The sequence below is a fragment of the Lachnoclostridium sp. An14 genome (genome assembly GCF_002160755.1).
In the GTDB taxonomy this organism is placed as follows: domain Bacteria; phylum Bacillota; class Clostridia; order Lachnospirales; family Lachnospiraceae; genus Lachnoclostridium_A.
Map to the genome: position 1 here is coordinate 15,515 of NZ_NFLE01000041.1, position 21,574 is coordinate 37,088.

Below are 21,574 nucleotides of genomic sequence, written 5' to 3' on the forward strand. Positions count from 1 at the left end.
TTTTGCTTGTCTTATTCATTTTTGCGCCACGGAATGCTCGGTTCACATTTCCCGCAATCGTCGCAAGTCCTCGGCCAATTCAATTTCCATTCAAAGTATTCGTCCCTGGTGATTTCCCCGGCGTGTAACTCCTGCTGGCGCAAGAGCCATTCGTGCATGAACTCGTCTACAAGCCCATAGTTGAAGTAAATGCCCACGGGAGGTTGTGCGGGCCAGTCGTAACTGTCATTATACTGGACAACGGTTTCCTCTTTGATTTTGCCGGGAACACGGACAAGTGGAAACAGGCGGATAGCGCCAGGGCTGTCCTCGTCGAGCCAGAAGAATGTCCGCATGAAATCCTCGGCGGAGCCGGGGGCGATGGTGTAGAAATTCTGGCGGTCTACCCGCAGCGCCTCCGCAATCTTGTCCAGCAACTCCCGCTTGGGGACACGGTAATTCGTTTCGTACTGTGCGATACGGTTGTCTGCTCCCTTTTCCTCAAAGCCGACGGCAAGCCCCAATTCCTTTTGTGTCATGCCTCGAAAGGTGCGGATTTTCTTTATCTTATCTCCGACTGTCATAATATCCCACCGCCTTTGCCAATAGTATAGCGCAAAAAAGCGAAATATGCAAGATAAAGTTTAACAAAAATGCGAAATAAATTCTTGACATTAACACTTGTGTTAATGTATAATAAGGATGGATACATTAACATATTTGCGAAATAAAAATAAGGAGGTGAAACGCATGAGCAAGGAACTGTTTGTAAAGGCAGAGGAAGTAGCCAGGGAACTGGGTATCTCCAAGCCATACGCCTACAAACTGGTGCGGGAGATGAACGAGGAACTGAAACAGAAAGGCTTTATCACCATTCCCGGACGGGTGAGCAGGCGCTACTTCGAGGAAAAATTCTACGGACTGCGGGACGAGCAGTAAGGAGGGAACAGCAATGCCAGCGTACAAAGACAAGGAGAAGGGCACATGGTATGCGTCCTTTTACTACGAGGACTGGACGGGCAAAAAGGTCAAGAAGATGAAACGGGGCTTTCCCACCAAGCGGGAGGCGCTGGAGTGGGAGCGGACATTCCTGCAACAGCAGACCGCCGATCTGGAAATGACCTTTGAGAACTTCGTGGCCGTCTATGTGGCGGACATGAAGGGCCGTATCAAGGAAAACACCTGGGGCACGAAAGAACATATCCTCTACAAGAAGTTGGTGCCCTACTTCGGCAAGCGGAAGATGTGCGACATTCACTCTAAAGAGGTCATAGCGTGGCAGAATGAAATGCTCAATTACCGGGACAAGAATGGCAAGCCCTATTCCCCGGTGTATCTGAAAACGCTCCATAACCAGTTGAGCGCCGTGTTCAATCATGCGGTGCGGCACTACAATCTGAAAGTCAACCCCGCCGCCCAGGTGGGAAACATGGGCAAGCCAAAGAGCCGTGAAATGCTGTTCTGGACAAAGGCGGAATATCTGAAATTTGCGGAGGCCATGATGGACAAGCCTCTCTCCTACTACGCCTTTGAAATGCTCTACTGGTGCGGTGTGCGGGAGGGGGAGTTGCTGGCCCTCACCCCGGCGGACTTCGACTTTGAGAAACAGACGGTCACAATCTCCAAGTCATACCAGCGTATCAAGGGCCGGGATGTTATCACCGACCCCAAGACACCCAAAAGCAACCGGGTCATTCAAATGCCCGCTTTCCTCTGTGACGAGATGCAGGACTATATCAAGAGCCTGTACGCCGTAGAGCCGACAGACCGCATTTTCACGGTAACAAAATCCTACCTCCACCGTGAGATGGACAGGGGAGCGAAAGAGGCCGGGGTCAAGCGGATCAGAATACACGACCTGCGGCATAGCCACATCTCCCTCTTGATTGACATGGGCTTTACGGCCCTGGCAATCGCTGACCGGGTGGGGCATGAGAGTATCGACATTACTTACCGTTACGCCCACCTGTTCCCTACCCGGCAGACGGAGATGGCAGACAGGCTGGACATGGAGCGAAAGGGGGCCTAAATCATGTCACTGAAGAACAGGGACAACAAGAACCGATGGAGAAACAAGACTGTGGCGTTTCGGGTGTCCCCGGAGGAGGACGCACAAATTGAAACCGCTGTGCGCCTCTCCGGGCTGACGAAACAGGACTACATCACCCGGCGGCTCCTGTGCCGGGAAGTGGTGGTGCAGGGCAATCCAAGGGTCTACAAGGCCCTGCGGAACGAACTGGCCGCTGTGCTGGCCGAACTGCAACGGATAGAGGCCGGGGCCGGGGTGGACGAGGAACTGATGGACAACATTGAACTAATCGCCGCCATCATGGACGGCATGAGGGAGGATTGATAGATGGATAGATCACAAGAGAAAACGACCGTCCCATATCCGCCTGTTGGCGCAGACGGGGGACAGTCGCTCTCACAAAAACCTAACCAAAGTATAGCAGAGGAACAGGCCGAACACAAGCCCCAAGAGCGGGATTTTAGGGAAATCCTGCGGCAGATAGACCGGGTCAGCGACCCGGCCTATCTGCCCTCCCTCTCCATGAACGAACTCTACGAAAAAGTGTACCCCGGCAAGCCCCCCGTGGTGGAGGGCCTACTCTATCCGGGAGTGTACCTCTTTGTAGGCGCTCCCAAGGTCGGCAAATCTTTTCTCATGGCGCAACTGGCCTACCATGTGAGCAAGGGCCTCCCCCTGTGGGGGTACGAAGTCCGCCAGGGGGCCGTCCTCTATCTGGCTCTGGAGGACGACTATCCCCGCTTGCAGGGGCGGTTATACCGGATGTTCGGGGAGGACAGCGCCGCAGACCTCCACCTCTCCATTTATGCCAAGCAGTTAAACAGCGGTCTGGAGGAACAACTAAATCGGTTTGTCCGGGAACACCCGGACACCCGGCTTATCATCATCGACACCCTGCAAAAAATCCGGGAGGCCGGGGCCGAGAAATACAGTTACGCAGACGACTATAAGGTGATAACCAGTCTGAAACACCTTGCCGATGGAACGGGGATTTGCCTCTTGCTGGTACACCACACCCGCAAGCAGCAGGCCGACGACAAGTTTGATATGATCTCCGGCACCAATGGCCTGATGGGTGCAGCGGACGGGGCCTTTCTGCTCCAAAAGGAGCGGAGAACGGACAGCGCCGCCACGCTGGACATATCCGGGCGTGACCTGCAAGACCAGCGCCTCTATCTGAAACGGGACGGAGAACGGCTGGCGTGGGAGTTGGAACGGCGGGAAACAGAACCGTATAGGGAACCGCCCGACCCGGTTTTAGAGGCCGTGGCCGCCCTGGTGACGGCGGAGCGGCCAGAGTGGAGCGGAACGGCCACCGACCTTGCCGCCGCCCTGGAGGTGGATATGAAAGCCAATGCCCTGGCGATGCGGTTGAATGTTCGGGCGTGGCGGCTGTCCTATGAGTACCATATCCGCTACGAAAGCACCCGTACCCACGCCGGGAGAAGTATTCGGCTGACGCTGGAACCTCCCCAGGCGTGACGACCGTGACGGCCGTGACGACCTCTGCGGCACCGCCCCCGGTATCAAAAAAGCCGTCACGGTCGTCACGGCTGTCACGGGGAGCGGGGGCGAAAGTCAAGGGGGCATACCTGCGGGTGGAGATTGCCGCAAGGCAATACAACCCGAACCCCTTGACTTTCACCCCACGGAGAACACTTGCCGGGTGGGAGGAAAGGCCGTTGGCCTTTCCTCCCTGCCCCACGGCGAGTGAAAAAGTTTAGGCGGGGTGCAGGGTGCCCTTTTCAAAGGGCGGCCCTGCTGGGGGAGCCGTCCGCAGACGGCGGGGGCAAAGCCCCCACACCACCCCGTAGGGCGCAAATGCGCTTTTGATAGCCGATAGGCTGTCAAAAGTGCTTTTGCGTTACTTTCGCAGAAAGTAACAAAGGCCCGCCGCTGGCGCGGCGGAAAAGGAGGGATTTATTGAAAAGGACGATCAGCGCCATGGTGGGGCATGGGTCGGTAAACCACAACAGCAGGAAGTTTCACGCTAAAAATACCGACCCGGAACGCTCCCATCTGAATGTAACATACTGCCAGGAGAATATCAAGGCGGTGTACCATGAACTCTTTGACGAGGCCCTGGAACGGTACAACGCCAAACAGACCAGGGCCGACAGGCGGATAGAAAACTACTATGAAAAAATCCGCTCCGGCAAGCAGGAAAAGCCGTTTCACGAAATTATCCTACAAGTGGGCAATAAGGACGACATGAGCGCCGACAGCGACGAAGGGCGGCTGGCGGCGGCGGTGCTGGACGAGTATATAAGAGCCTTTCAAGAGCGCAACCCAAATCTCCGGGTGTTCTCGGCCCACCTCCACATGGACGAGGCCACGCCCCATCTGCACATCGACTTTGTGCCGTTCACTACCGGGAGCAAGCGGGGGCTGGACACACGGGTATCTCTGAAGCAGGCGTTAGCGGCCCAAGGTTTCACGGGCGGCACCAGGGGGGACACGGAGTGGAGCCAGTGGGTGCGCTCGGAAAAAGAGCAACTCTCCGCCGTGATGGAGCGCCACGGGATAGAGTGGGAGGACAAGGGCACCCACGACAAGCACCTGTCTGTGCTGGACTACAAGAAGGAGCAGAGGGCGAAAGAGATCGCCGCCCTGGAGACGGTCAAGGCGGAGAAAGAGAGCCAGGTGGAGAGCCAGGAGCGGCGGCTGAAAGAACTGGCCCCGGCGGTAAAGAACATGGAGCGGCTGGCGGCGGATTTCTCCGCTGACCCGGAGGAAATTCTGCCGGAGGCCGGGACGCTGGAGAGCGCCAAGTCCTACCGGGAAAAAAAGGCAAAGCCCCTGCTGGCGAAGATCGTCAAGGTGCTGCGCTCCCTATACCGGGCCTACATCGACCTAAAGGGGAAGTTTGACCGTCTGCAAGGAGACTATGACCGGGTGCGGGAGGGCAACGCCCGCCTGTCTGACCGCTTGATGGAGGTGAAGATGGAGAATAAAAAACTGCGGCAGATATCCGCCGACTATACACGTGTCAAGCGGGTCTTTGGCCCGGAACAGGTGCAGGCGGCTGTGGAGGCCGACAAGCAGAGGGAACAGGCGGAGAAAGGCCGCAAACGGCCCCGGCGCTCCCTTGACCGGGGAGGGCGGTGACTTCAAAAAATTTTGATTGAACTGTTGACAAACGAGACGTTGCTGCATATACTAGTCATATCAAAATTATTTGATGTGAGGTGAGAACATGGGGACAGCGTATCAGGAACAGGCAAAAGTATTCAAGGCTCTCTGCGATCCGAAACGGCTTGCAATCCTGGAACAGTTAAGGAGCGGTGAAAAGTGTGCTTGTGTCCTGCAAGAGCCGTTGGATTTAACGCAGTCCGGACTCTCTTACCATATGAAAATCCTCTGCGATTCCGGCATTGTCGTCAGTCGTCAAGAGGGCAAATGGACGCACTACCGACTGAGTTCTTCAGGTAGGGACTATGCAATAGAACTGCTGAAAAAATTGACAACTCCAGATGCAGAACAAGAGAGTACCTGTCCCCGTTGTGGATAGAAACGCCATCTAATTTAGATGGCGTTTCCTTCGGCACAATACATCAAAAAGTTTTGATATGTTGTCCATGAAATGGAAAGTGAGGTTTTTGTATGGGCGTATGGGACTTTATTCAAGATCAGGTGCTTGGCATGAAATGGCTGAACGAACTTCTCGGCATTGGGCTGTCGGCACTGGGCTTGGATGTAAATGGGCGCATTGGCGGCAGCGTCCAGTTTTTTATCTACGATGTCTTGAAAATCACGGTGCTGCTCTGCGTATTGATTTTTGCAATCTCCTATATTCAAAGTTATTTTCCACCCGAGCGAAGTAAGCGCATTTTAGGTCGTTTTCATGGGATCTGGGCGAACATCATCTCCGCTCTGCTGGGAACAGTGACCCCCTTTTGCTCCTGTTCATCTATCCCGCTGTTCATCGGTTTTACCAGTGCGGGACTTCCCTTGGGTGTGACGTTCTCCTTTTTGATTTCATCACCGATGGTCGATTTAGGAAGTCTTGTCTTGTTAATGAGCATTTTCGGTGCAAAAGTGGCGATCGTCTATGTGATCCTTGGGCTTGTTATCGCAGTTGTCGGCGGCACCATGATTGAGAAACTGCATATGGAAAAGTACGTTGAAAGTTTTGTGCTTTCGGCTGGCAGCGTCGACATTGAGTCTCCTGACCTGACGATCCGGGAAAGGCTCACCTACGCAAAGGAACAAATGCTGGGCACCTTCAAGAAAGTGTTCCCCTATATTCTGGTTGGTGTCGGGATCGGTGCGCTAATCCACAACTGGATACCGGAAAGTTGGATTGAAACCGTACTTGGCAGCAACAATCCTTTTGGTGTGATTCTCGCTACAATCGTTGGTATCCCCATGTACGCAGATATTTTCGGCACCATTCCTGTTGCAGAGGCACTACTTTCTAAGGGGGCACAACTGGGTACCGTTCTTTCCTTTATGATGGCTGTTACTACCTTGTCCCTGCCGTCCCTTATCATGCTCCGCAAGGCTGTGAAACCCAAACTACTGGCACTCTTTATTGGCATTTGTACGATTGGCATTATCATTGTTGGCTACCTGTTCAATGCGTTTCAATTCATTTTGATTTAATCTAAGGAGGTAATTCGCTATGGGACTGTTTAACAAGAAGAAAGAGGAAAAAAGTTGCTGCTGTGGGAGCGGCTGCACACCCGAAAAGATGGCCCAGGCAGAGGCCGCAAAAACAACTGCTGGGATCAAAGTGCTGGGGGCTGGCTGCGCGAAGTGTCATGCGTTGGAAGATGCCACCAAAGCGGCGCTTGCGGAACTGAATATGGACACGACCATAGACCATGTAACGGACTTCTCGCAGATCGCCGCCTATGGCGTGATGACCACCCCTGCCCTTGTGGTAGATGGCAAGGTCGTGTCCTATGGTAAGGTTTTGAAAAAAGATGAGGTAAAAGCCCTCATTCAAAAGGTCAGGGGATGACGTATGGGTCAAAAACCCAAGGTGGCGTTTATCTGCGTCCACAATTCCTGCCGGAGCCAAATCGCCGAGGCACTCGGAAAGTATCTGGCCTCCGATGTATTTGAAAGTTACTCCGCTGGCACGGAGACTGTGCCGCAGATCAACCAGGACGCAGTTCGGCTGATAAAACAACTCTATGGCATTGACATGGAGCAGACGCAATATAGCAAATTGCTGAACGAACTTCCGCCCGTAGACATTGTAATAACAATGGGGTGCAATGTGGCCTGCCCCTATCTACCCTGCAAGCACCGGGAGGATTGGGGGCTTGACGATCCGACAGGAAAATCAGATAAAGCATTTTTGGAGATAATCCAGTCTATCAAAGAAAAAATTGATAATCTAAGAAATCGAATAGAACACAACGCACTTCTTTAGATGGATAGCAAATCCAGTCGGGGCTGTCAATGGTCGAGATGAACGGCGCACAAGTGCGCCGCCATTGACCGCCCCGCCCGGCCTTGCTCTGCGGTTATCAAGGCGGGCAAGCACCAGAAGTGCTTGCCCGCCTCCTTTGATTTTAGGTCGAATTGCGTCCCATGGTGGGATTGATTTCCGCCGGGGCGGAAATCAATCCCCTATTGCCTGGGAGCGTTTACGCTCCCAGGCGGTGGTCGAAATGGGTCTCGATTTGAGACCCATTTCGACAGAAACTTACATCAAATTGAGGGAAGTTTTGATTGTGGCCGTTTATGGCCTGAAACCCTTGCAATTTCTCGGTTTTTGTGATACTATTTTGATACTAAGAAAGCGTACTGCCTCAAATAAGCAGGCAAAACATTAACATATTTGCGAATGTTTTGCCTGCAAAATCACCCTAAATACGCTCCCATATATCTGAATTTGCCGAGTTTGAGTAACAGACAGAACCCCGGAAATGCTGATAGAATGGGCATTTCCGGGGTTGCTTTTTGCCGTTTGGCTCTACTTTGGCTCTAAATATTTGATGAATACTGGATTTTAGGCGGGTATCATGATACCTGTTTCTAATATTTTTCAGCTAATTTCTTTTTTTGTAAATTACCTTTCTCATGCCGCTACCGCAAAATTCATGGGGTATCTTTTTAAATCCTAAAGGCTCATAAAAGGCTTCTTTTCCCTTTTCAGCAATTAGAGAAACATTGGAACGTCCGTCGGGCGGCGTATTCTTTTCCACATAATCAAGTAATTTATGAATAACGGCAGAACCAACACCTTTACCTTGAAAAGCAGGATTTATAATTACGTCTACAATGGTATAGTATAGTCCATCTCCGATTAGTCTGCCCATAGCGATTGTTTCCAGTTCGTTTTTCACTGTAATAGCATAAAGTGTATGGTTCAAAGCAAAAACAGTCTGTTGCTCTGAAAAGTTATTCCAATCTACACTTTGCCGTAAGTTAAAATAATCATCATAGTGTAGTGCATTTTCAAGAAAAGTCATATAAACCCTTTCATTAGGTGTTCTCTGGATAGATACGAACAGAGATACCAGAGGTGCCTTTTTTCACAATTCTATTTGTATCAACTAAATGTTGTTTAATCTGTTCGCAAGTCTCGTTCATCTGCTCCAATTCTTTATTAAATGCTTCCTCACTTGGAAATGCGTCTTTGGAAGCAATCAGATTTTCCTGCAATTTCTTAGCCTTAGCAAATTTTGCAAGACGGCTGTTAATTTCCGGGTGTTTGAAACGAATATATATCGTGTCGGGGATAAGGTTTCCCTCACTGTCTTTTTCGCCGTCGATTTCCATATCTATCTGCTCGTCCATTTTAAAAAGCAGAGTGAGAACATCAGAAGCGGTTTCTATGTCAAAGTCCGTGAATACGTTGATACTCACGCCCAGAGCGTTGGCAATCTTCAAAAGTTGGTCGGGCTTTGGCTTCCGGCTTCCTAATTCATATTTGCGAATGGTGGTACCGTCTATGCCCGCCAGTTCCCCTAATACATTCTGTGAAATCCCCCGGATTGTTCGGAATGTCTTTATTTTCTCTCCTACTGTCATGCTGTCACTCCTTTAGTATTGGTTAATACAAATAATAGGGACATTTGTATTCTAGCATATCTATTGAAAATAATCAATCAATTCAAGAATAATATGTTGACAAGGGACAAAAGAGCCTGTATAATAAAAATGCAAATAAGGGACAAAAGTCCCTACATAAAATTAAGGAGGACAATGAATGGAGAAATCAAAAAAGATGTATGTAACGGCAGAGGAAGCGGCAGTAATGCTTGGCGTATCAACGGGCTATGCCTACAAGATTATCCGGGGACTGAATGAGGAATTGAAAGCAAAAGGCTATCGGACAATCTGTGGTAAGGTTCCGACAAAATACTTTGAAGAAAAATTCTACGGTCTGACCGTAGCCATGTGAGAAAGGGGTGCGTATCTATGGCGGCAACAAGAGACGGTAAGATGTGGCGCTGTCAATTCTACTACAAGGACTGGCAGGGAGTGAGCCATAAGAAGAATAAAAGAGGGTTCAAGACCAAAGGGGAAGCCGAACAGTGGGAGCGCGATTTCCTGCAACAACAGCAGAAAAATTTAGACATCAATTTTGAAAACTTTGTCCATATCTATTACGAGGATATGGAACACCGTCTGCGTGAGAATACCATGCGGACGAAGAAGTTTATTATTGACTTGAAAATCATTCCTTATTTTAAGAAAAAGTGCATGAACGAAATCAAGGCTTCTGATATTCGGGCATGGCAAAATGCGCTGATTAAAAAAGGATATTCGGAAACGTATCTGAAAACGGTCAATAATCAGTTGTCGGCAATCTTCAATTATGCGGTACAGTATTATGACTTGAAGGATAATCCTTGCCGGAAAGCCGGGAGCATTGGAAAGAGCCACGCCGGGGAAAAGGAGTTCTGGACAAAGCAGGAATTTAAACAATTTCTTGTGACTGTGGAGAACAAGCCGGAAACAAAAATGGCGTTTCTGCTTCTTTACTGGACGGGCATGAGGATAGGAGAATTACTCGCTCTTACCTATAATGACATTGATTTAGAGAAGCGTACCATTTCTGTAAACAAGTCCTATCAGCGGATAGAGGGCAGGGATATTATTACACCGCCTAAAACGCCAAAGAGCAAACGTATCATAACAATACCGCCGTTTCTGACGGAAGAATTAAAAGAGTACATTTCACACTTATATGGAATTATGGCAGACGAAAGAATGTTCCGTTTTACAAAGTCTTATATGGAGCATGAAATTATCAGAGGTATCAAGGCTTCCGGGGTAAAAAGAATACGCTTGCACGATATTCGTCATTCTCACGCCTCTCTGCTTGTAGAAATGGGATTTACGCCATTAGCGATAGCGGAACGGTTAGGGCATGAGAAAATCGAAACAACATTAAATACTTATTCACATTTATATCCCAATAAGCAGGGGGAACTTGCAGATAAATTGGAACTTGAAAACAACAGGGAGGAAGAAGAATGAGCGGAGTACATAAATACCCGACAATTAGCTTTCGTATTTCTCCTAGAGAGAGGGAAGAAATCGAAACGAAAATTTTAGCCAGCGGGCTTTCAAAAAAAGATTATTTTGTCCGTTCCTGCATTTATAACCGGGTGTGCGTGGTTGGTAAAAAAGAGTTGGTTTATCAGTTGGTGGAGGAACTAAAGGTAATGCAGACCAATATCCGGGAAGTAACAGAACAGTTTGAAAAGGCTGAAATCGCATTAACGCCGGAGGGGTTGGAAGATATGCGGCACGATTGTCTTGATATGCTGAAAGCAATCCTGTGGGTCTTAGACGGAGCAAAATATCTGTGGCAGGACAGCACCGCCAGAGCAGAAGAAAGCCCCAACAGCGGCAACTGTTAGGGCTGTGATAACTGGAAAACCTCTGTTATCAGTGTTTCACAATATAAGTATAGCAGAGGTTTTTTCCAGTGACAATGATTTTTCAGAAATGGAGGGCATTATGGAAGAAACCAAAACAGAATTGCAGATGATTAAAATGTCGGAGATACAGTCGCAAGAAGTTTCTTGGCTGTGGTTTCCGTTTATTCCATATGGGAAGCTGACAATCGTTCAAGGCGATCCGGGAGACGGTAAGACAACACTTGTACTCAATATAGCGGCAAAGCTGTCAACGGGCGAAGGACTGGACAGTGAAATGAAGCTGACAGAACCGCTGAATGTGATTTATCAGACAGCGGAGGACGGGCTTGCCGATACCGTAAAGCCCCGTCTGGAATTGGCGGGAGCAGACTGTGAAAACATTTCCGTCATTGATGAAAGCATAAAATCACTTTCTATGATAGATGAACGATTAGAAGAAGCAATGATAAGGACAAAGGCTAAAATGCTTATTTTAGACCCGATACAAGCCTACTTGGGCGGCGGTATGGATATGAACCGGGCAAATGAAGCAAGGGATATGACAAAGAAACTGGCGGCTCTGGCAGAGAAATATCAATGTGCTATTGTGCTTGTCGGTCATATGAACAAAGCGGCAGGAAATAAGGCGGCGTATCGTGGTATGGGTTCCATTGATTTCTTTGCAGTCGCAAGGAGCGTCCTGTTGGTCGGCAGAGTGGAGGGCGAAGCCAATATAAGAGCGCTTGTCCAGATAAAAAATAATCTGGCGGCGTTCGGACACCCGAAAGCCTTTGAACTTTCAGAGGGCGGTTTTCAGTGGCTTGGAGATTATGACATTACGGCTGATGAAGTCTTGGGCGGTATCGCTCCAAAAGCAAATAAAATGGAGCAGGCGAAACGCTTGCTCCGGGAACTGGCGGAAACGAATAACGCCATGCAAAGCAACGAAATTGTTAATCTGGCGGACGAACAGGGTATATCGAAACGGACATTAGAAAATGCAAAGAAAGAGTTAGGTGTCCGGGCGAAACGGATAAATAATTCATGGTATTGGGAACTGGATAATATCAGACCGGAGTAGGGAACAGCGCAACAATGCAGAGTATATGAAATTTGCGGACTTTGGACTTGTAAGGTTGCAAAAGATATAGACTTTGTATTGTTGCGGAGTTGAATGAAGCCGGATAAATGGCGGAAGCAAAGCGGCGGAAACAGCCGCTTCCGTCCGCAGGACGATAAGCTGTCCTGTGGACAGCTTGCCCCCGGCAGGGCGCAAAACCTGCTTGCAGGTCTGCATTTTTGATAGGGAACCTGTCAAAAGTGCTTTTGCGTTACTTTCGACGAAAGTAACAAAGCTATGGCGGCTTAAACGCCGCCCCTGATTTGCTGAAAGGAGGATAAGACTATCGAGAGGACAATCAGCGGTATGGTGGGAAAAGGCTCCCTCACTCACAATAGCAGAGCGTTCAAGGCAAAGAATGTAAAGGAAGATTATACTCAATACAATATAGAATATTGCAACGAAAATATCAAGGCTGTTTATCACGAGTTATTTGATAAAGCCTTAGAGCGCTACAATGAAAAGCAGACACGAAATGACAGGAAGATAAATGATTATTATGAAAAGATACGGACATCAAAACAGGAAAAGTTATTTCATGAAGTCATATTTCAGATAGGCAACAAAGACGATATGAATGTGCAGAGTGAAAACGGGGAACTGGCAATGAAAATTTTAGATGAATTTATGATAAATTTTCAGCAGAGAAATCCCAATCTTAAAGTGTTTTCCGCTCATCTCCATATGGACGAAGAAACGCCCCACTTACATATAGATTTTGTCCCGTTCGTATCTGAAAGTAAGAGGGGACTGGACACAAGGGTTTCCATGAAACAGGCGCTTGCTTCTATGGGATTTAAGGGCGGCACTAAGCAGGAAACAGAATGGAGCCAGTGGATAGCTTCGGAAAAACAGGAATTGGCAAAAGTTATGGAGCGTCATGGCGTCATCTGGAAGCAAAAAGGAACCCATAGAAAACATTTGAGCGTATTGGATTTTGAAAAGCGGGAACGAGAAAAGGAGGTGCAGATACTTACCTCCCAAAAAGAAGAAATCAGCCAGAGCATACAAGAGATACAGAAAACTGTTTCCAGTGAAACAAAAGACTTGAAACGGTTACAAGGGAAGAAACAGGAGATACAGCAGGAAATCATAAAGCTGTCCGCTGATAAAAAAGTAACAGAGAAGAATATTCACGTCATTCGTGAAAATCCGGCGTGGCAGTTGCCGGAACCGGCGGCTCTGACAACGGCAAAAATTTATCGGGATAAGAAAGCAATGCCCTTGTTAGAGAAAGTCAAAGAAGCACTGGTGGCGGCACTTGTTCGGAATGTCCAGTTGATAGAAGCGGCTGATAAATTGAAACAGCAGGTGGAGCGGCTTCAAAGAAATATCAATTATTTGGAGGGACGGGTAAAGCAGGAAGAAGAAAAAAATCTTTCGCTCTCAACAGATTTAACAGATTTTGAGCGTCTGAAAGCCGGGCTTGGAGAACAAGAGGTAAAAGCTGTCATTGAAGGTCAAAAAGCGGCAGAAATGTGCTTGACGGTTCCTAAACAATACAAAAAAACGGAGGTATCGCTATGACAGACATGGAGAAAAAAGTCATGCTCCGGCTGTGTGCAAAGGTTATACAATATGCAGATTTTGAGACAGACCGGGAAGCGGAGCGGTTGGTAAACTGGGTTATACTTGACAATCAGCGGAAGCAGAATAACAATGAAATCCGTTCTCTAATGGCGGAATATAAAAAGGGGGAGCCGGAGCGGAGGGAAAGTATTAGAGAAACCTTAGAGCGAGGGAAAGAAATTTGTGGCAGGAGGGACGAGTTGTATGAAAGCCAGCAGGAAGTAAAGCATAAGCTGTGGAAGTTGGAGCGTGAGATTTAATTTTTTCTTGATTACATATAGAAACATGGCGCTAGCGCCATGATAGAGAGGGCGGACAACGAGATATTGGTTGTTTCGCCCTCTATGTTTTGACTGTCAAATGGAGGATTTACGGACAAAGAAATTATTCTTCATGGTCTGTGTAGTTTCCTTGATAGACTTCAATCATTATTCGTGCGCCCAGACGGAATCCTTCAAGGAATGTCCCGGAAAGTTCAAGAGGAACCTCGTCAAGCTGCTCGTCCATGATGTCAATGAATTTTTCGTGTAGCGGCGGGTCAAGAGATTTTAGCTGTTCAATAAAATCTTCATAGTGTTGGTAGTGTGCTTGACGCATGGAACGATATTCCTCTGTTTTGAGATTGTATTGTTCGGCGGGATAAATCTCGCCGTCATACAATCTTAGTAATATGCTTTTCATAATAGTGTCTCCTTTGCTAAAAAGTATTTGAATGACACTTACTAAATGTCAACTTACTTTATAGTTTAGCATATAATGAAAGAAATGACAATTAGTAAATGTCAAAAATGGGAGAGGACTTTATGTATAAAAATAAGGCAGGGGACGGCGGCAATAATATTTGCGGACAGAGGATAAAGGAAATCAGAGAGAAGCTACCAGAAAAAACGTCACAAAGAAAGCTGGCGGATATGCTTCAAAGAGCAGGGTTGGATATTGATAAAAACGCTGTGCAGAGAATAGAGAGCGGCAAACGGTTTGTGACGGATATTGAGTTGAAAGTTATTGCGGAAGTTCTGGGAGTGAGTTATCAGGATTTGTTAGATAGTTAGAGGATAGTGTGATATGATTGTGAGAGTTAAGTAAACACAAGTCAGAATTTAAAAACAAGGATTGAGGTAAGTATGGATAATAAATGGTATTATAAAAATTTTAATATGGTTGTCGAGTTAGATATTGCGGGTGAATTCATATATAATGGGATAAATGAGTTAAATAGAATGGAGATTATTACAAACGATGCCCCCACCTTTTTTTCGTTATATAATATTTCTGTCGGATTAGAAAGACTTCAAAAAATTGTACTTGTTTTGTGGAAATTGGAAGATACTTCCGATGAAGAAAAGTTTGAAAAAAGTCTTATTACACATAGTCATAGTTTATTAAGAGACGAGATAAAGAAATATGCAAAAAACTCAAAATATTCATGTTTAAATGAGAGAGAGAATGATTTTATAACATTAATTCAAAAATTTTACAATACTGCAAGATATGAACGGTTTAATATTTATGGAAAAAATGATGATGAAATAAGTATTTTTAGTCAATATATAAACAAATATGTAAAAGATGTTCAGAAGTGTATTGTTCAAAATGGTATAATTTTGACATATGAGGTTAAGGAGTTTATTGGAAGAGTTGTAGGAAGTATCTCTCATAAATATTACAAGTTAATTGAGGAAGGAAGCAATAAAAATAATACCTTTACTTATGAACTTAGGAGTGGGTCAAAAGCTCAAAAGATATTTCTTCCAGAATACAAAAAAAAATCATTAATGGAAGGTAAATTGAAAGAAAGGATTGCATTTAAGGAAATTTTTGTGTATATAAGGAATTCAAAAGATAAATCAGCTTTTTTTAAGTTTCTAAATGAGATTAAGCCATTAGAATTTGATCCTGCACTGATAATAGATTATCTGAAAGAACTATCAGAAGGAAATATTTCTCAAAAGTTGATAGATGATGTTGAGTGGCTCTATGATGAAAATGGATATGATTTTGAACGTGCTAAATATGTGGATTTGATAGGGGATACTGGTGTTCGATTTGATTATCCAGATATTGAGGCTTGTAACAATATCTTGTTTAGAGTAATTGAAGAAAAGAAAGTAAATGATGATATAATAGATTGTCTTGACGAACATATGCATTATATTGAAGATGATGAAATTATAGAAGTTTTAAACGGCGTTAAAGAAAGTTTTCAAGAATATAAAGATGGAAAATGTGATTTCAATAACTTGTTAAAGCAAGTAAAAGAATATTATGGTGAGTATCAGAACTTTTTAATAAATGAGGTTGATGAAACTGGCAGCAAATGCAACATGTAATTGTTTTTGGATTAAATGTCTACCATACTATGTTACGGTTTAGGAGGTTTAAGAGTCGCATTTTAAAAGGCTCTGCAATATAAAAAAAGCAAATAGACTATAAACTATGTCTTTAAGCTAAAAATTGTGTTCTGTTACGTGACAGGAACTATTTTAATACTTATATTGGAAAGGCATTTAAAGGGGAGTGTGGTACAACTGGTTGGCTCTATTTTGGCTCTAAAAATTTTGACTGGCACAAATACAAGAGCAATTTTTGAAGAATATAGATAATAAATCCCATAAAAATCAGAAAAAAGTAGCCAGTTCAAGCTATCCGCCGAGGAGTTTGAATAGTACCAGCTGAGCCGCAAAGCATTTAAAATCAAGGGCCGAGCGGCTCTTTCCTTTCTAAATTGCATTTTCATTGCATTTCTCCCTTTCACATCCCTACGTGATTTTTGAAGATTTTTGCGCTTGATTTTCCCTAAAAGTCAATGTGCATTCTCCCCTCACATCTGTTAAAATACACCTATCAAGCAACACAGCCACAATGATCAAAAATCCAACGCCCTCAACCCATAATCCCAAGAAACGGAGGAATCGCCCATTGAAACCAGTAACCTTTGAAGAATATCTGAAGACCCCCAAAAGCCTCGATTTTGACACCGCGCGGAACCTGCACAGGGAAATTATAGGAGAATTAGGCGCAGACCCAGACGCGTTAGAATTATACGAGGAACTGCTGGCGGCATCCGTAAAATACGCCGGATTCCGCGCCAGATGGCTGCTTTTAAGCTGGGAAGAAAAGGCGGAACAGGACGCCAGCCGCACCGCCAGCCATGACGCTCTGATTGTAAAATGTAACCAGCTGGCACGGTATCTGAAAATGCAGGGCAAAGAGACCGGCTGGCGGGACGTCTTAGGTTACGAAGAAAATGACCGCTATAATAGGAAACGGCTGGGAGACTTCGGCTGTTTCCTGGCTTTTGTGAACGGAATTAACGGGAGATGAAAATAGCCGGAAAATAGCCGGATTTGTTATTTGATTTCACAAGATTATAGTAAAACTTAAGGGTTTATGGTAGAATAATTAAAACAAGAATGTTGGGGCGGATAACATTGAATACAGAAGGTGAAGGGATGGCGAAATCTACTATAAAAGTTACTATTTAGAAACTGAGGAAAATTGTTACAGAAGTTGAACACTATAAATAACGTATCAATTTAAGGATGAAAATAGAAGTTATATCTGAAAAGCAGTTTATTACTGATTAAAAAGGAATTTTCAGATAAATGTTTAATATGGAGATGAAATGGTGGAATATAAAATTGATGATAAAGGATTGAATGCGAACGCTTTTATTTGTTTTGTTAAACGCGTTTGGCCGGGAAATTATGATTATGAAAAAACACAGGATGCATTAGTGAAAACGATGAATATAACTGCTTATGAGAATGGCGAGCTTGTAGGATGTTTGCGTCTCCTTTCTGATGGTATTATTTTGGGACGATTACAGAGTTGCTTGTTTTACCAGAATTTCAAAAGAAGGGGATAGGAAGTAGATTGCGTGGTTTGGCTAGAGAAAATACGCCTACAATGTTATATTTTGGCGCACAGCCAGGTGTGGAACCATTTTATGAAAAGAATGGATGTAAGAAAAGCTTGCAATCTTATATAATTGAAAAAAGTAGTAAAGAAAATAAAAAATAAATTTGGAGAATAGATAATATCTTCTGATATTGTCACAAAAGAAAAAGACAAAAATGAAAGAGCGATTTACACAGGGAACAATTATTGAAAATATGCGTTCAGGGAAGTATCCGGGAATCAGGTGCAAGGGTATAGTAATATCTGCAAGGTGTGACTTGGCGCAGAATAAAATAAAATATTTTCATTGCTTAATGGCATTACCTTTGGAAGACTGGTTTTTTGAAGTTTTATTTAATGACATTCTTGAAGAGAAAAAGAAGGAATTATTTGGGAAAATAAAGCGCTATGCAGAAGAAAATAATTTAGATTTTGACAGTCTTATTAATATGGGAATAGATAAAGTGGAATATATTCTGACTCAATGTGTTGGTGATAATAAAAAAGTAAGTAAAGACATTAGTATTTGGATTTCTACTTGGAAAACAATTGAAGAACTTTCCTCCGAAAAGAAAGACAGAAACCATAAAAATGCTTATTTAAGGAATAATGCAGAAAAATTGGTAAAAAGCAAAATGCTTCATTTATATAATAGCGTTTATCCTAAGTTTGCATTTGTTCCAGTTAAAGCATATAGTTGTAACTCATCATCTGTAGAGGGATTAGTTATTGATTTGCAGGATATAAAACAAATTGATATGAATGTAAAAAATGATATTCTTGATTATAAGTATGATTTTACTACTTATCAAGGAGATAGAAAGGAAGAAATTAACAAATTATTCTTTTTCGAGAATGAAAGTGATTTCGTAATGGCAGATGATATAATTACATCTCCTTGGATAGAATATATTTTACAATTATTTGCACATTCGTTTATTAGAATTGGCGTTGATAATGCATTTGATTACGAGATTAGAGAATATTGTAATAGAATTATGGAGGCAAATACATGAAATATATTTTATTTGAAAAAAGCGCTGTAGAAATCATAATAAATGCAACTGCTTTACAGAGCTTGGAATTTCCTTTAAGTAAGGCCTTTATAGAATGTTTGAGGACAGGAGACGATCGTTTTGAACTAAAGGGAATAGCCTACAATATAGATAAAGATGGTATTATTTTTTGCGGGAAAAATGCAAGTAAAACTATTTTGCTATTTGATTTAGAAAAGTGCAAGTTGTTAGATAAAACTACAGATACAGAATTGTTAGTTGTTTTACAAAAAACGTTTAGATTTGCAGTGCGTTTTTGGAATAGACAAGCATTTACTAATTGTGAAAAAATTTTTAAAGATAAAACAGTTATTTTTCCATTTCCGTTTTCCGTTGGCTCTTCGTATAGAATTGTTTTGGAAAGAAATCCTAATGAAAGAAGGTTAGAGACGAGAGGTATACATAATAGCCTTTTGGCATATAAATATGGAAAGGAAGGAGCAGCATCTGGGATAGAAGAAAAACCTGATTTGATGATTTTTCGTAAAGGGGGAGAAAAGTATATTTCTTGTCTGCCAAACTTAAAATTAAGAGCAAACATAAGTTTGAAGGACGAAGAAAAATCAGGAGAACAAGGGGAAGTTGTTCATATTGTGCAGTCAGAGAATATAGTATCCCATGCAGAGTTTAAATTTATGAATTTTGAAAAACAAATTCAGAATTTGACAGATTCTCAAAAAAGTATAGTCAATTGTAATGATATAAACTCTCCTATACGTGTAGAAGGACCTGCTGGCACAGGAAAGACTGCAGCACTTGTTTTGCGGACAATAAAAATGCTTAGTGACGCAGAAAAAGAAGGAAGATCTCTTCTTATTTATTTTTTTACTCACAGCAAATCAACCGAAAATGCAGTTAAACAATTATTCTTTGGGTTAGCAAAAGAAAAATGGTTCCAAACAACTAGTGATCAAAGACTAAATATTATGACATTGCAAGATTATTGTATGGAATATATTAATATACAAGATACACAAGTAATTGATTTGGATGCATCGGAAGCAAAACAATATCAATTATTGTTAATTCAAGATGCTTTTGAAAAAAATAATGGAAAGGTATTTAATACGTATAAATTCGTAATGTCAAAAACTGCTATTTCATTTTTTGAAAAAGAAGAAGAGAACAAAATAATATTAATGCTTCAGTTTGAATTTAGTGTTAGAATAAAGGGGATGGCAGAAGGGGATTTAGAGAGATATAAAAAACTGCAGCCTTTGACTAATGGTATACCGTTAGAGAACGATACGGATAAAGAATATGTGTTCCGCATATTTACTGATTATCAGGAAGCGTTAGAGACTCAATCAGTATACGATACTGATGATATTATTTTAGAAGCATTAGCTCGTTTAAATGCGCCTTTATGGAGAAGAGCACGTGTAAAGGATGGTGCAGATTATTTAATTGTAGATGAAATGCATCTTTTTAATCTAAATGAACAGCAAATTTTTCATTTTTTAACTAAAGATGTAGAACAAAAAAAGATACCTATTTGCTTCGCGTTAGATTATGGTCAGGTTATTGGAGAACGTGGAGATATGAGTAGCAGTTATATAGAACAAAAGTTATCTGTAGGTGAAGTTTTATGTCAAGAATTCGGGACAGTATTTAGAAGTTCGCAACAGATTGCAGAATTATGTGCTTCAATAACTGCCTCTGGTGCGCTTATGTTTGATGCTTTTATTAATCCATATAAATATTGTGAGAGTAGTTTTACAGCAAGAGAAGAAGATCTTTGTGAAGTTCCTAAATTGATTATGTATGAAAACGATGAAGAAATGAAAACATCTTTAGAGGGGCACATAAAAAATTTAGTTAATAGATTTAAATGTTCACTAGATGAAATAGCAATGGTCTTTTTTGATGAAGAAATGTTGAACAGCTTTTATACCCAAAATATAGGTAAGTATCCAGTGAACTATATCAATGGTAGGCGAGAAAACAGTTATGAAAGGGATACGCCTAAAGTTGTGTGTACATTACCTGAATATATTAACGGATTGGAATTTAAATGTGTTGTATTAGTAGGCGTTGATGAAGGACGAGTGCCTCAAAATGGAATTTATGATATTTCATCTAATTTTCTAAAGTACAGTGCATTAAATAAATTATATTTATCTTGTTCAAGAGCGCAATTTAGTATTACGATATTAGGAAGCAAATCAAGAGGCGAATCCAGTTGTTTACGTCATTCTCTTGAAAATGGAACATTAAGTCGAGGATGAAATTCTATTTTTGAAAAGTATTATAGCTGAAACTGATACTATTTTGATACTAAAAAAATTGCAAACGCTGTGTAGTTGGAAAAAAGCATAGAAAATGAGCAATGATATAAAAAGGGGCTGTCGGGAAATAGATAGCTCCAGACAGGGGCAGGAGTAGCTCATATGAGCCGCACCTGCCCCTGAAATTTATCCACTAAAAAGAAAGGAGGAATCGCCCATTGAAACCAGTAACCTTTGAAGAATACCTGAAAGAACCCCAAAGCCGCGATTTTGACACCGCACGGCATCTGCACAAAGAAATCATAGAGGAGTTAGGCACAGACCCAGACGCTTTAGAATTGTACGAAGAACTGCTGGCGGCATCCGTAAAATACGCCGGATTCCGCGCCAGATGGCTGCTTTTAAGCCGGGAAGAAAAGGCGGAGCAGGACGCCAGCCGCACTGCCAGCCATGACGCTCTGATCGTAAAATGCAACCAGTTGGCGCGGTATCTGATAATGCAGGGCAAAGAGGCCGGTTGGCGGGAGGCCTTAGGTTACGAAGAAAACGACCGCTATAATAGGAAACGGCTGGGAGACTTCGGCTGTTTCCTGGCTTTTGTGAACGGAATTAACGGGAGATGAAAAAAGACGGAAAATAGACGGATCGTCCACGACAAACGCACGAATGAACAAATTATGAACATCCGTCTTTTTTCTGGTATACTAAAAGAAAAAAGGATGGGATGTTATGAAAGAAGTGTTGGATTTTGTAAGTACGGTGACGGATCTTAGACAGGAGAAAAAGGTTCTGCATAAAATGAAGGATATTATCCTGCTCGTTTTTTTCGCTATGCTTGCAAATGCGGATGACTGGGTGGAAAT

The 21,574-nt window shown here is 43.6% G+C and carries 26 protein-coding genes and 1 pseudogene; 23 read left to right on the plus strand and 4 right to left on the minus strand.

The features are described from left to right. Window positions 1–11: 11 nt before the first annotated feature. Window positions 12–563 carry a helix-turn-helix domain-containing protein gene (locus tag B5E84_RS17140; RefSeq protein ID WP_087225144.1) on the minus strand — a complete coding sequence of 184 codons (552 nt, stop codon included), beginning with the start codon at window positions 561–563 and terminating at the stop codon, window positions 12–14. Between the two features lie 166 nt (window positions 564–729). On the opposite strand from B5E84_RS17140, the gene B5E84_RS17145 reads away from it, so the two are divergent. The 9 genes from B5E84_RS17145 to B5E84_RS17185 all read left to right on the plus strand — a co-directional run bounded on the left by B5E84_RS17145 (window position 730) and on the right by B5E84_RS17185 (window position 7,391). Beyond that, window positions 730–918, plus strand: coding sequence for a helix-turn-helix domain-containing protein (locus B5E84_RS17145; RefSeq protein WP_087225147.1), 189 nt, complete (start codon window positions 730–732; stop codon window positions 916–918). A 13-nt stretch (window positions 919–931) separates the two neighbouring features. Beyond that, window positions 932–2,008, plus strand: coding sequence for a site-specific integrase (locus tag B5E84_RS17150; protein ID WP_087225150.1), 1,077 nt, complete (start codon window positions 932–934; stop codon window positions 2,006–2,008). A gap of 3 nt (window positions 2,009–2,011) precedes the next feature. Continuing rightward, a complete protein-coding gene (locus tag B5E84_RS17155) occupies window positions 2,012–2,332 on the plus strand; it encodes a plasmid mobilization protein (protein WP_087225153.1) in 321 nt (106 codons plus the stop codon). Window positions 2,333–2,335: 3 nt separating this feature from the next. Then, complete coding sequence (locus B5E84_RS17160; RefSeq protein WP_087225156.1) at window positions 2,336–3,490, plus strand: helicase RepA family protein; 1,155 nt, start codon at window positions 2,336–2,338, stop codon at window positions 3,488–3,490. A gap of 462 nt (window positions 3,491–3,952) precedes the next feature. Further along, on the plus strand, window positions 3,953–5,116 hold the full coding sequence (locus B5E84_RS17165) for a plasmid recombination protein (protein ID WP_087225213.1): 1,164 nt from the start codon (window positions 3,953–3,955) through the stop codon (window positions 5,114–5,116). An 88-nt stretch (window positions 5,117–5,204) separates the two neighbouring features. Further along, window positions 5,205–5,519, plus strand: coding sequence for an ArsR/SmtB family transcription factor (locus tag B5E84_RS17170; protein WP_087225159.1), 315 nt, complete (start codon window positions 5,205–5,207; stop codon window positions 5,517–5,519). A gap of 92 nt (window positions 5,520–5,611) precedes the next feature. Continuing rightward, entirely contained in the window at window positions 5,612–6,613 is a 1,002-nt protein-coding gene (locus tag B5E84_RS17175) for a permease (protein WP_087225162.1), read from the plus strand. Between the two features lie 19 nt (window positions 6,614–6,632). Further along, window positions 6,633–6,974, plus strand: a complete 342-nt coding sequence (locus B5E84_RS17180) for a thioredoxin family protein (RefSeq protein WP_087225164.1) — start codon at window positions 6,633–6,635, stop codon at window positions 6,972–6,974. A gap of 3 nt (window positions 6,975–6,977) precedes the next feature. Beyond that, the gene (locus tag B5E84_RS17185) at window positions 6,978–7,391 is read left to right on the plus strand and encodes an arsenate reductase ArsC (protein ID WP_087225167.1); all 414 of its coding nucleotides are present in this window, start codon (window positions 6,978–6,980) and stop codon (window positions 7,389–7,391) included. 622 nt (window positions 7,392–8,013) lie between these two features. Here B5E84_RS17185 and B5E84_RS17190 read toward each other — a convergent pair. Together B5E84_RS17190 and B5E84_RS17195 are read right to left on the minus strand one after the other, a co-directional pair. Next, window positions 8,014–8,436 carry a GNAT family N-acetyltransferase gene (locus B5E84_RS17190; RefSeq protein WP_087225170.1) on the minus strand — a complete coding sequence of 141 codons (423 nt, stop codon included), beginning with the start codon at window positions 8,434–8,436 and terminating at the stop codon, window positions 8,014–8,016. A 13-nt stretch (window positions 8,437–8,449) separates the two neighbouring features. Continuing rightward, complete coding sequence (locus tag B5E84_RS17195) at window positions 8,450–8,998, minus strand: helix-turn-helix domain-containing protein (RefSeq protein WP_087225173.1); 549 nt, start codon at window positions 8,996–8,998, stop codon at window positions 8,450–8,452. Between the two features lie 178 nt (window positions 8,999–9,176). Here B5E84_RS17195 and B5E84_RS17200 point away from each other — a divergent pair, with 178 nt between their 5' ends. The 6 genes from B5E84_RS17200 to B5E84_RS17225 all read left to right on the plus strand — a co-directional run bounded on the left by B5E84_RS17200 (window position 9,177) and on the right by B5E84_RS17225 (window position 13,788). Beyond that, entirely contained in the window at window positions 9,177–9,371 is a 195-nt protein-coding gene (locus B5E84_RS17200) for an ICEBs1 excisionase (RefSeq protein ID WP_087225176.1), read from the plus strand. 17 nt (window positions 9,372–9,388) lie between these two features. After that, on the plus strand, window positions 9,389–10,453 hold the full coding sequence (locus B5E84_RS17205; protein ID WP_087225182.1) for a site-specific integrase: 1,065 nt from the start codon (window positions 9,389–9,391) through the stop codon (window positions 10,451–10,453). Continuing rightward, window positions 10,450–10,839 carry a plasmid mobilization protein gene (locus tag B5E84_RS17210; RefSeq protein ID WP_087225185.1) on the plus strand — a complete coding sequence of 130 codons (390 nt, stop codon included), beginning with the start codon at window positions 10,450–10,452 and terminating at the stop codon, window positions 10,837–10,839. The genes B5E84_RS17205 and B5E84_RS17210 overlap by 4 nt, the downstream gene beginning before the upstream one ends. 100 nt (window positions 10,840–10,939) lie before the next feature. Continuing rightward, window positions 10,940–11,920: an AAA family ATPase gene (locus tag B5E84_RS17215; protein ID WP_087225188.1), complete on the plus strand. Its 981-nt coding sequence runs from the start codon at window positions 10,940–10,942 to the stop codon at window positions 11,918–11,920. Window positions 11,921–12,265: 345 nt separating this feature from the next. Next, window positions 12,266–13,486 (plus strand): plasmid recombination protein, encoded by a 1,221-nt coding sequence (locus B5E84_RS17220; protein ID WP_087225191.1) that lies wholly within the window; start codon window positions 12,266–12,268, stop codon window positions 13,484–13,486. After that, window positions 13,483–13,788 carry a hypothetical protein gene (locus B5E84_RS17225; protein WP_087225194.1) on the plus strand — a complete coding sequence of 102 codons (306 nt, stop codon included), beginning with the start codon at window positions 13,483–13,485 and terminating at the stop codon, window positions 13,786–13,788. The genes B5E84_RS17220 and B5E84_RS17225 overlap by 4 nt, the downstream gene beginning before the upstream one ends. Window positions 13,789–13,912: 124 nt before the next feature. Here the strand turns inward: B5E84_RS17225 and B5E84_RS17230 are convergent, their stop codons facing one another. Next, complete coding sequence (locus B5E84_RS17230; protein ID WP_087225197.1) at window positions 13,913–14,209, minus strand: DUF6809 family protein; 297 nt, start codon at window positions 14,207–14,209, stop codon at window positions 13,913–13,915. A 122-nt stretch (window positions 14,210–14,331) separates the two neighbouring features. Between B5E84_RS17230 and B5E84_RS17235 the strand changes: the two genes are divergently transcribed. From B5E84_RS17235 to B5E84_RS21520, 8 genes and pseudogenes are all read left to right on the plus strand, one after another. Further along, window positions 14,332–14,580 (plus strand): helix-turn-helix domain-containing protein, encoded by a 249-nt coding sequence (locus B5E84_RS17235; protein WP_087225200.1) that lies wholly within the window; start codon window positions 14,332–14,334, stop codon window positions 14,578–14,580. Window positions 14,581–14,652: 72 nt separating this feature from the next. After that, window positions 14,653–15,858 carry a hypothetical protein gene (locus B5E84_RS17240; RefSeq protein ID WP_087225203.1) on the plus strand — a complete coding sequence of 402 codons (1,206 nt, stop codon included), beginning with the start codon at window positions 14,653–14,655 and terminating at the stop codon, window positions 15,856–15,858. A 589-nt stretch (window positions 15,859–16,447) separates the two neighbouring features. Then, window positions 16,448–16,852: a hypothetical protein gene (locus tag B5E84_RS17245; protein ID WP_242963423.1), complete on the plus strand. Its 405-nt coding sequence runs from the start codon at window positions 16,448–16,450 to the stop codon at window positions 16,850–16,852. 304 nt (window positions 16,853–17,156) lie between these two features. Beyond that, window positions 17,157–17,551, plus strand: a pseudogene (locus B5E84_RS21440) (GNAT family N-acetyltransferase). A gap of 53 nt (window positions 17,552–17,604) precedes the next feature. Then, the gene (locus B5E84_RS17255; protein ID WP_087225206.1) at window positions 17,605–18,444 is read left to right on the plus strand and encodes a hypothetical protein; all 840 of its coding nucleotides are present in this window, start codon (window positions 17,605–17,607) and stop codon (window positions 18,442–18,444) included. Beyond that, entirely contained in the window at window positions 18,441–20,711 is a 2,271-nt protein-coding gene (locus B5E84_RS17260) for a UvrD-helicase domain-containing protein (RefSeq protein ID WP_087225209.1), read from the plus strand. The genes B5E84_RS17255 and B5E84_RS17260 overlap by 4 nt, the downstream gene beginning before the upstream one ends. A 218-nt stretch (window positions 20,712–20,929) precedes the next feature. Further along, window positions 20,930–21,334: a hypothetical protein gene (locus B5E84_RS17265; RefSeq protein WP_242963424.1), complete on the plus strand. Its 405-nt coding sequence runs from the start codon at window positions 20,930–20,932 to the stop codon at window positions 21,332–21,334. A 106-nt stretch (window positions 21,335–21,440) separates the two neighbouring features. Then, on the plus strand, window positions 21,441–21,574 hold a 134-nt coding region (locus B5E84_RS21520), incomplete at its 3' end, for a transposase family protein (RefSeq protein WP_143469262.1).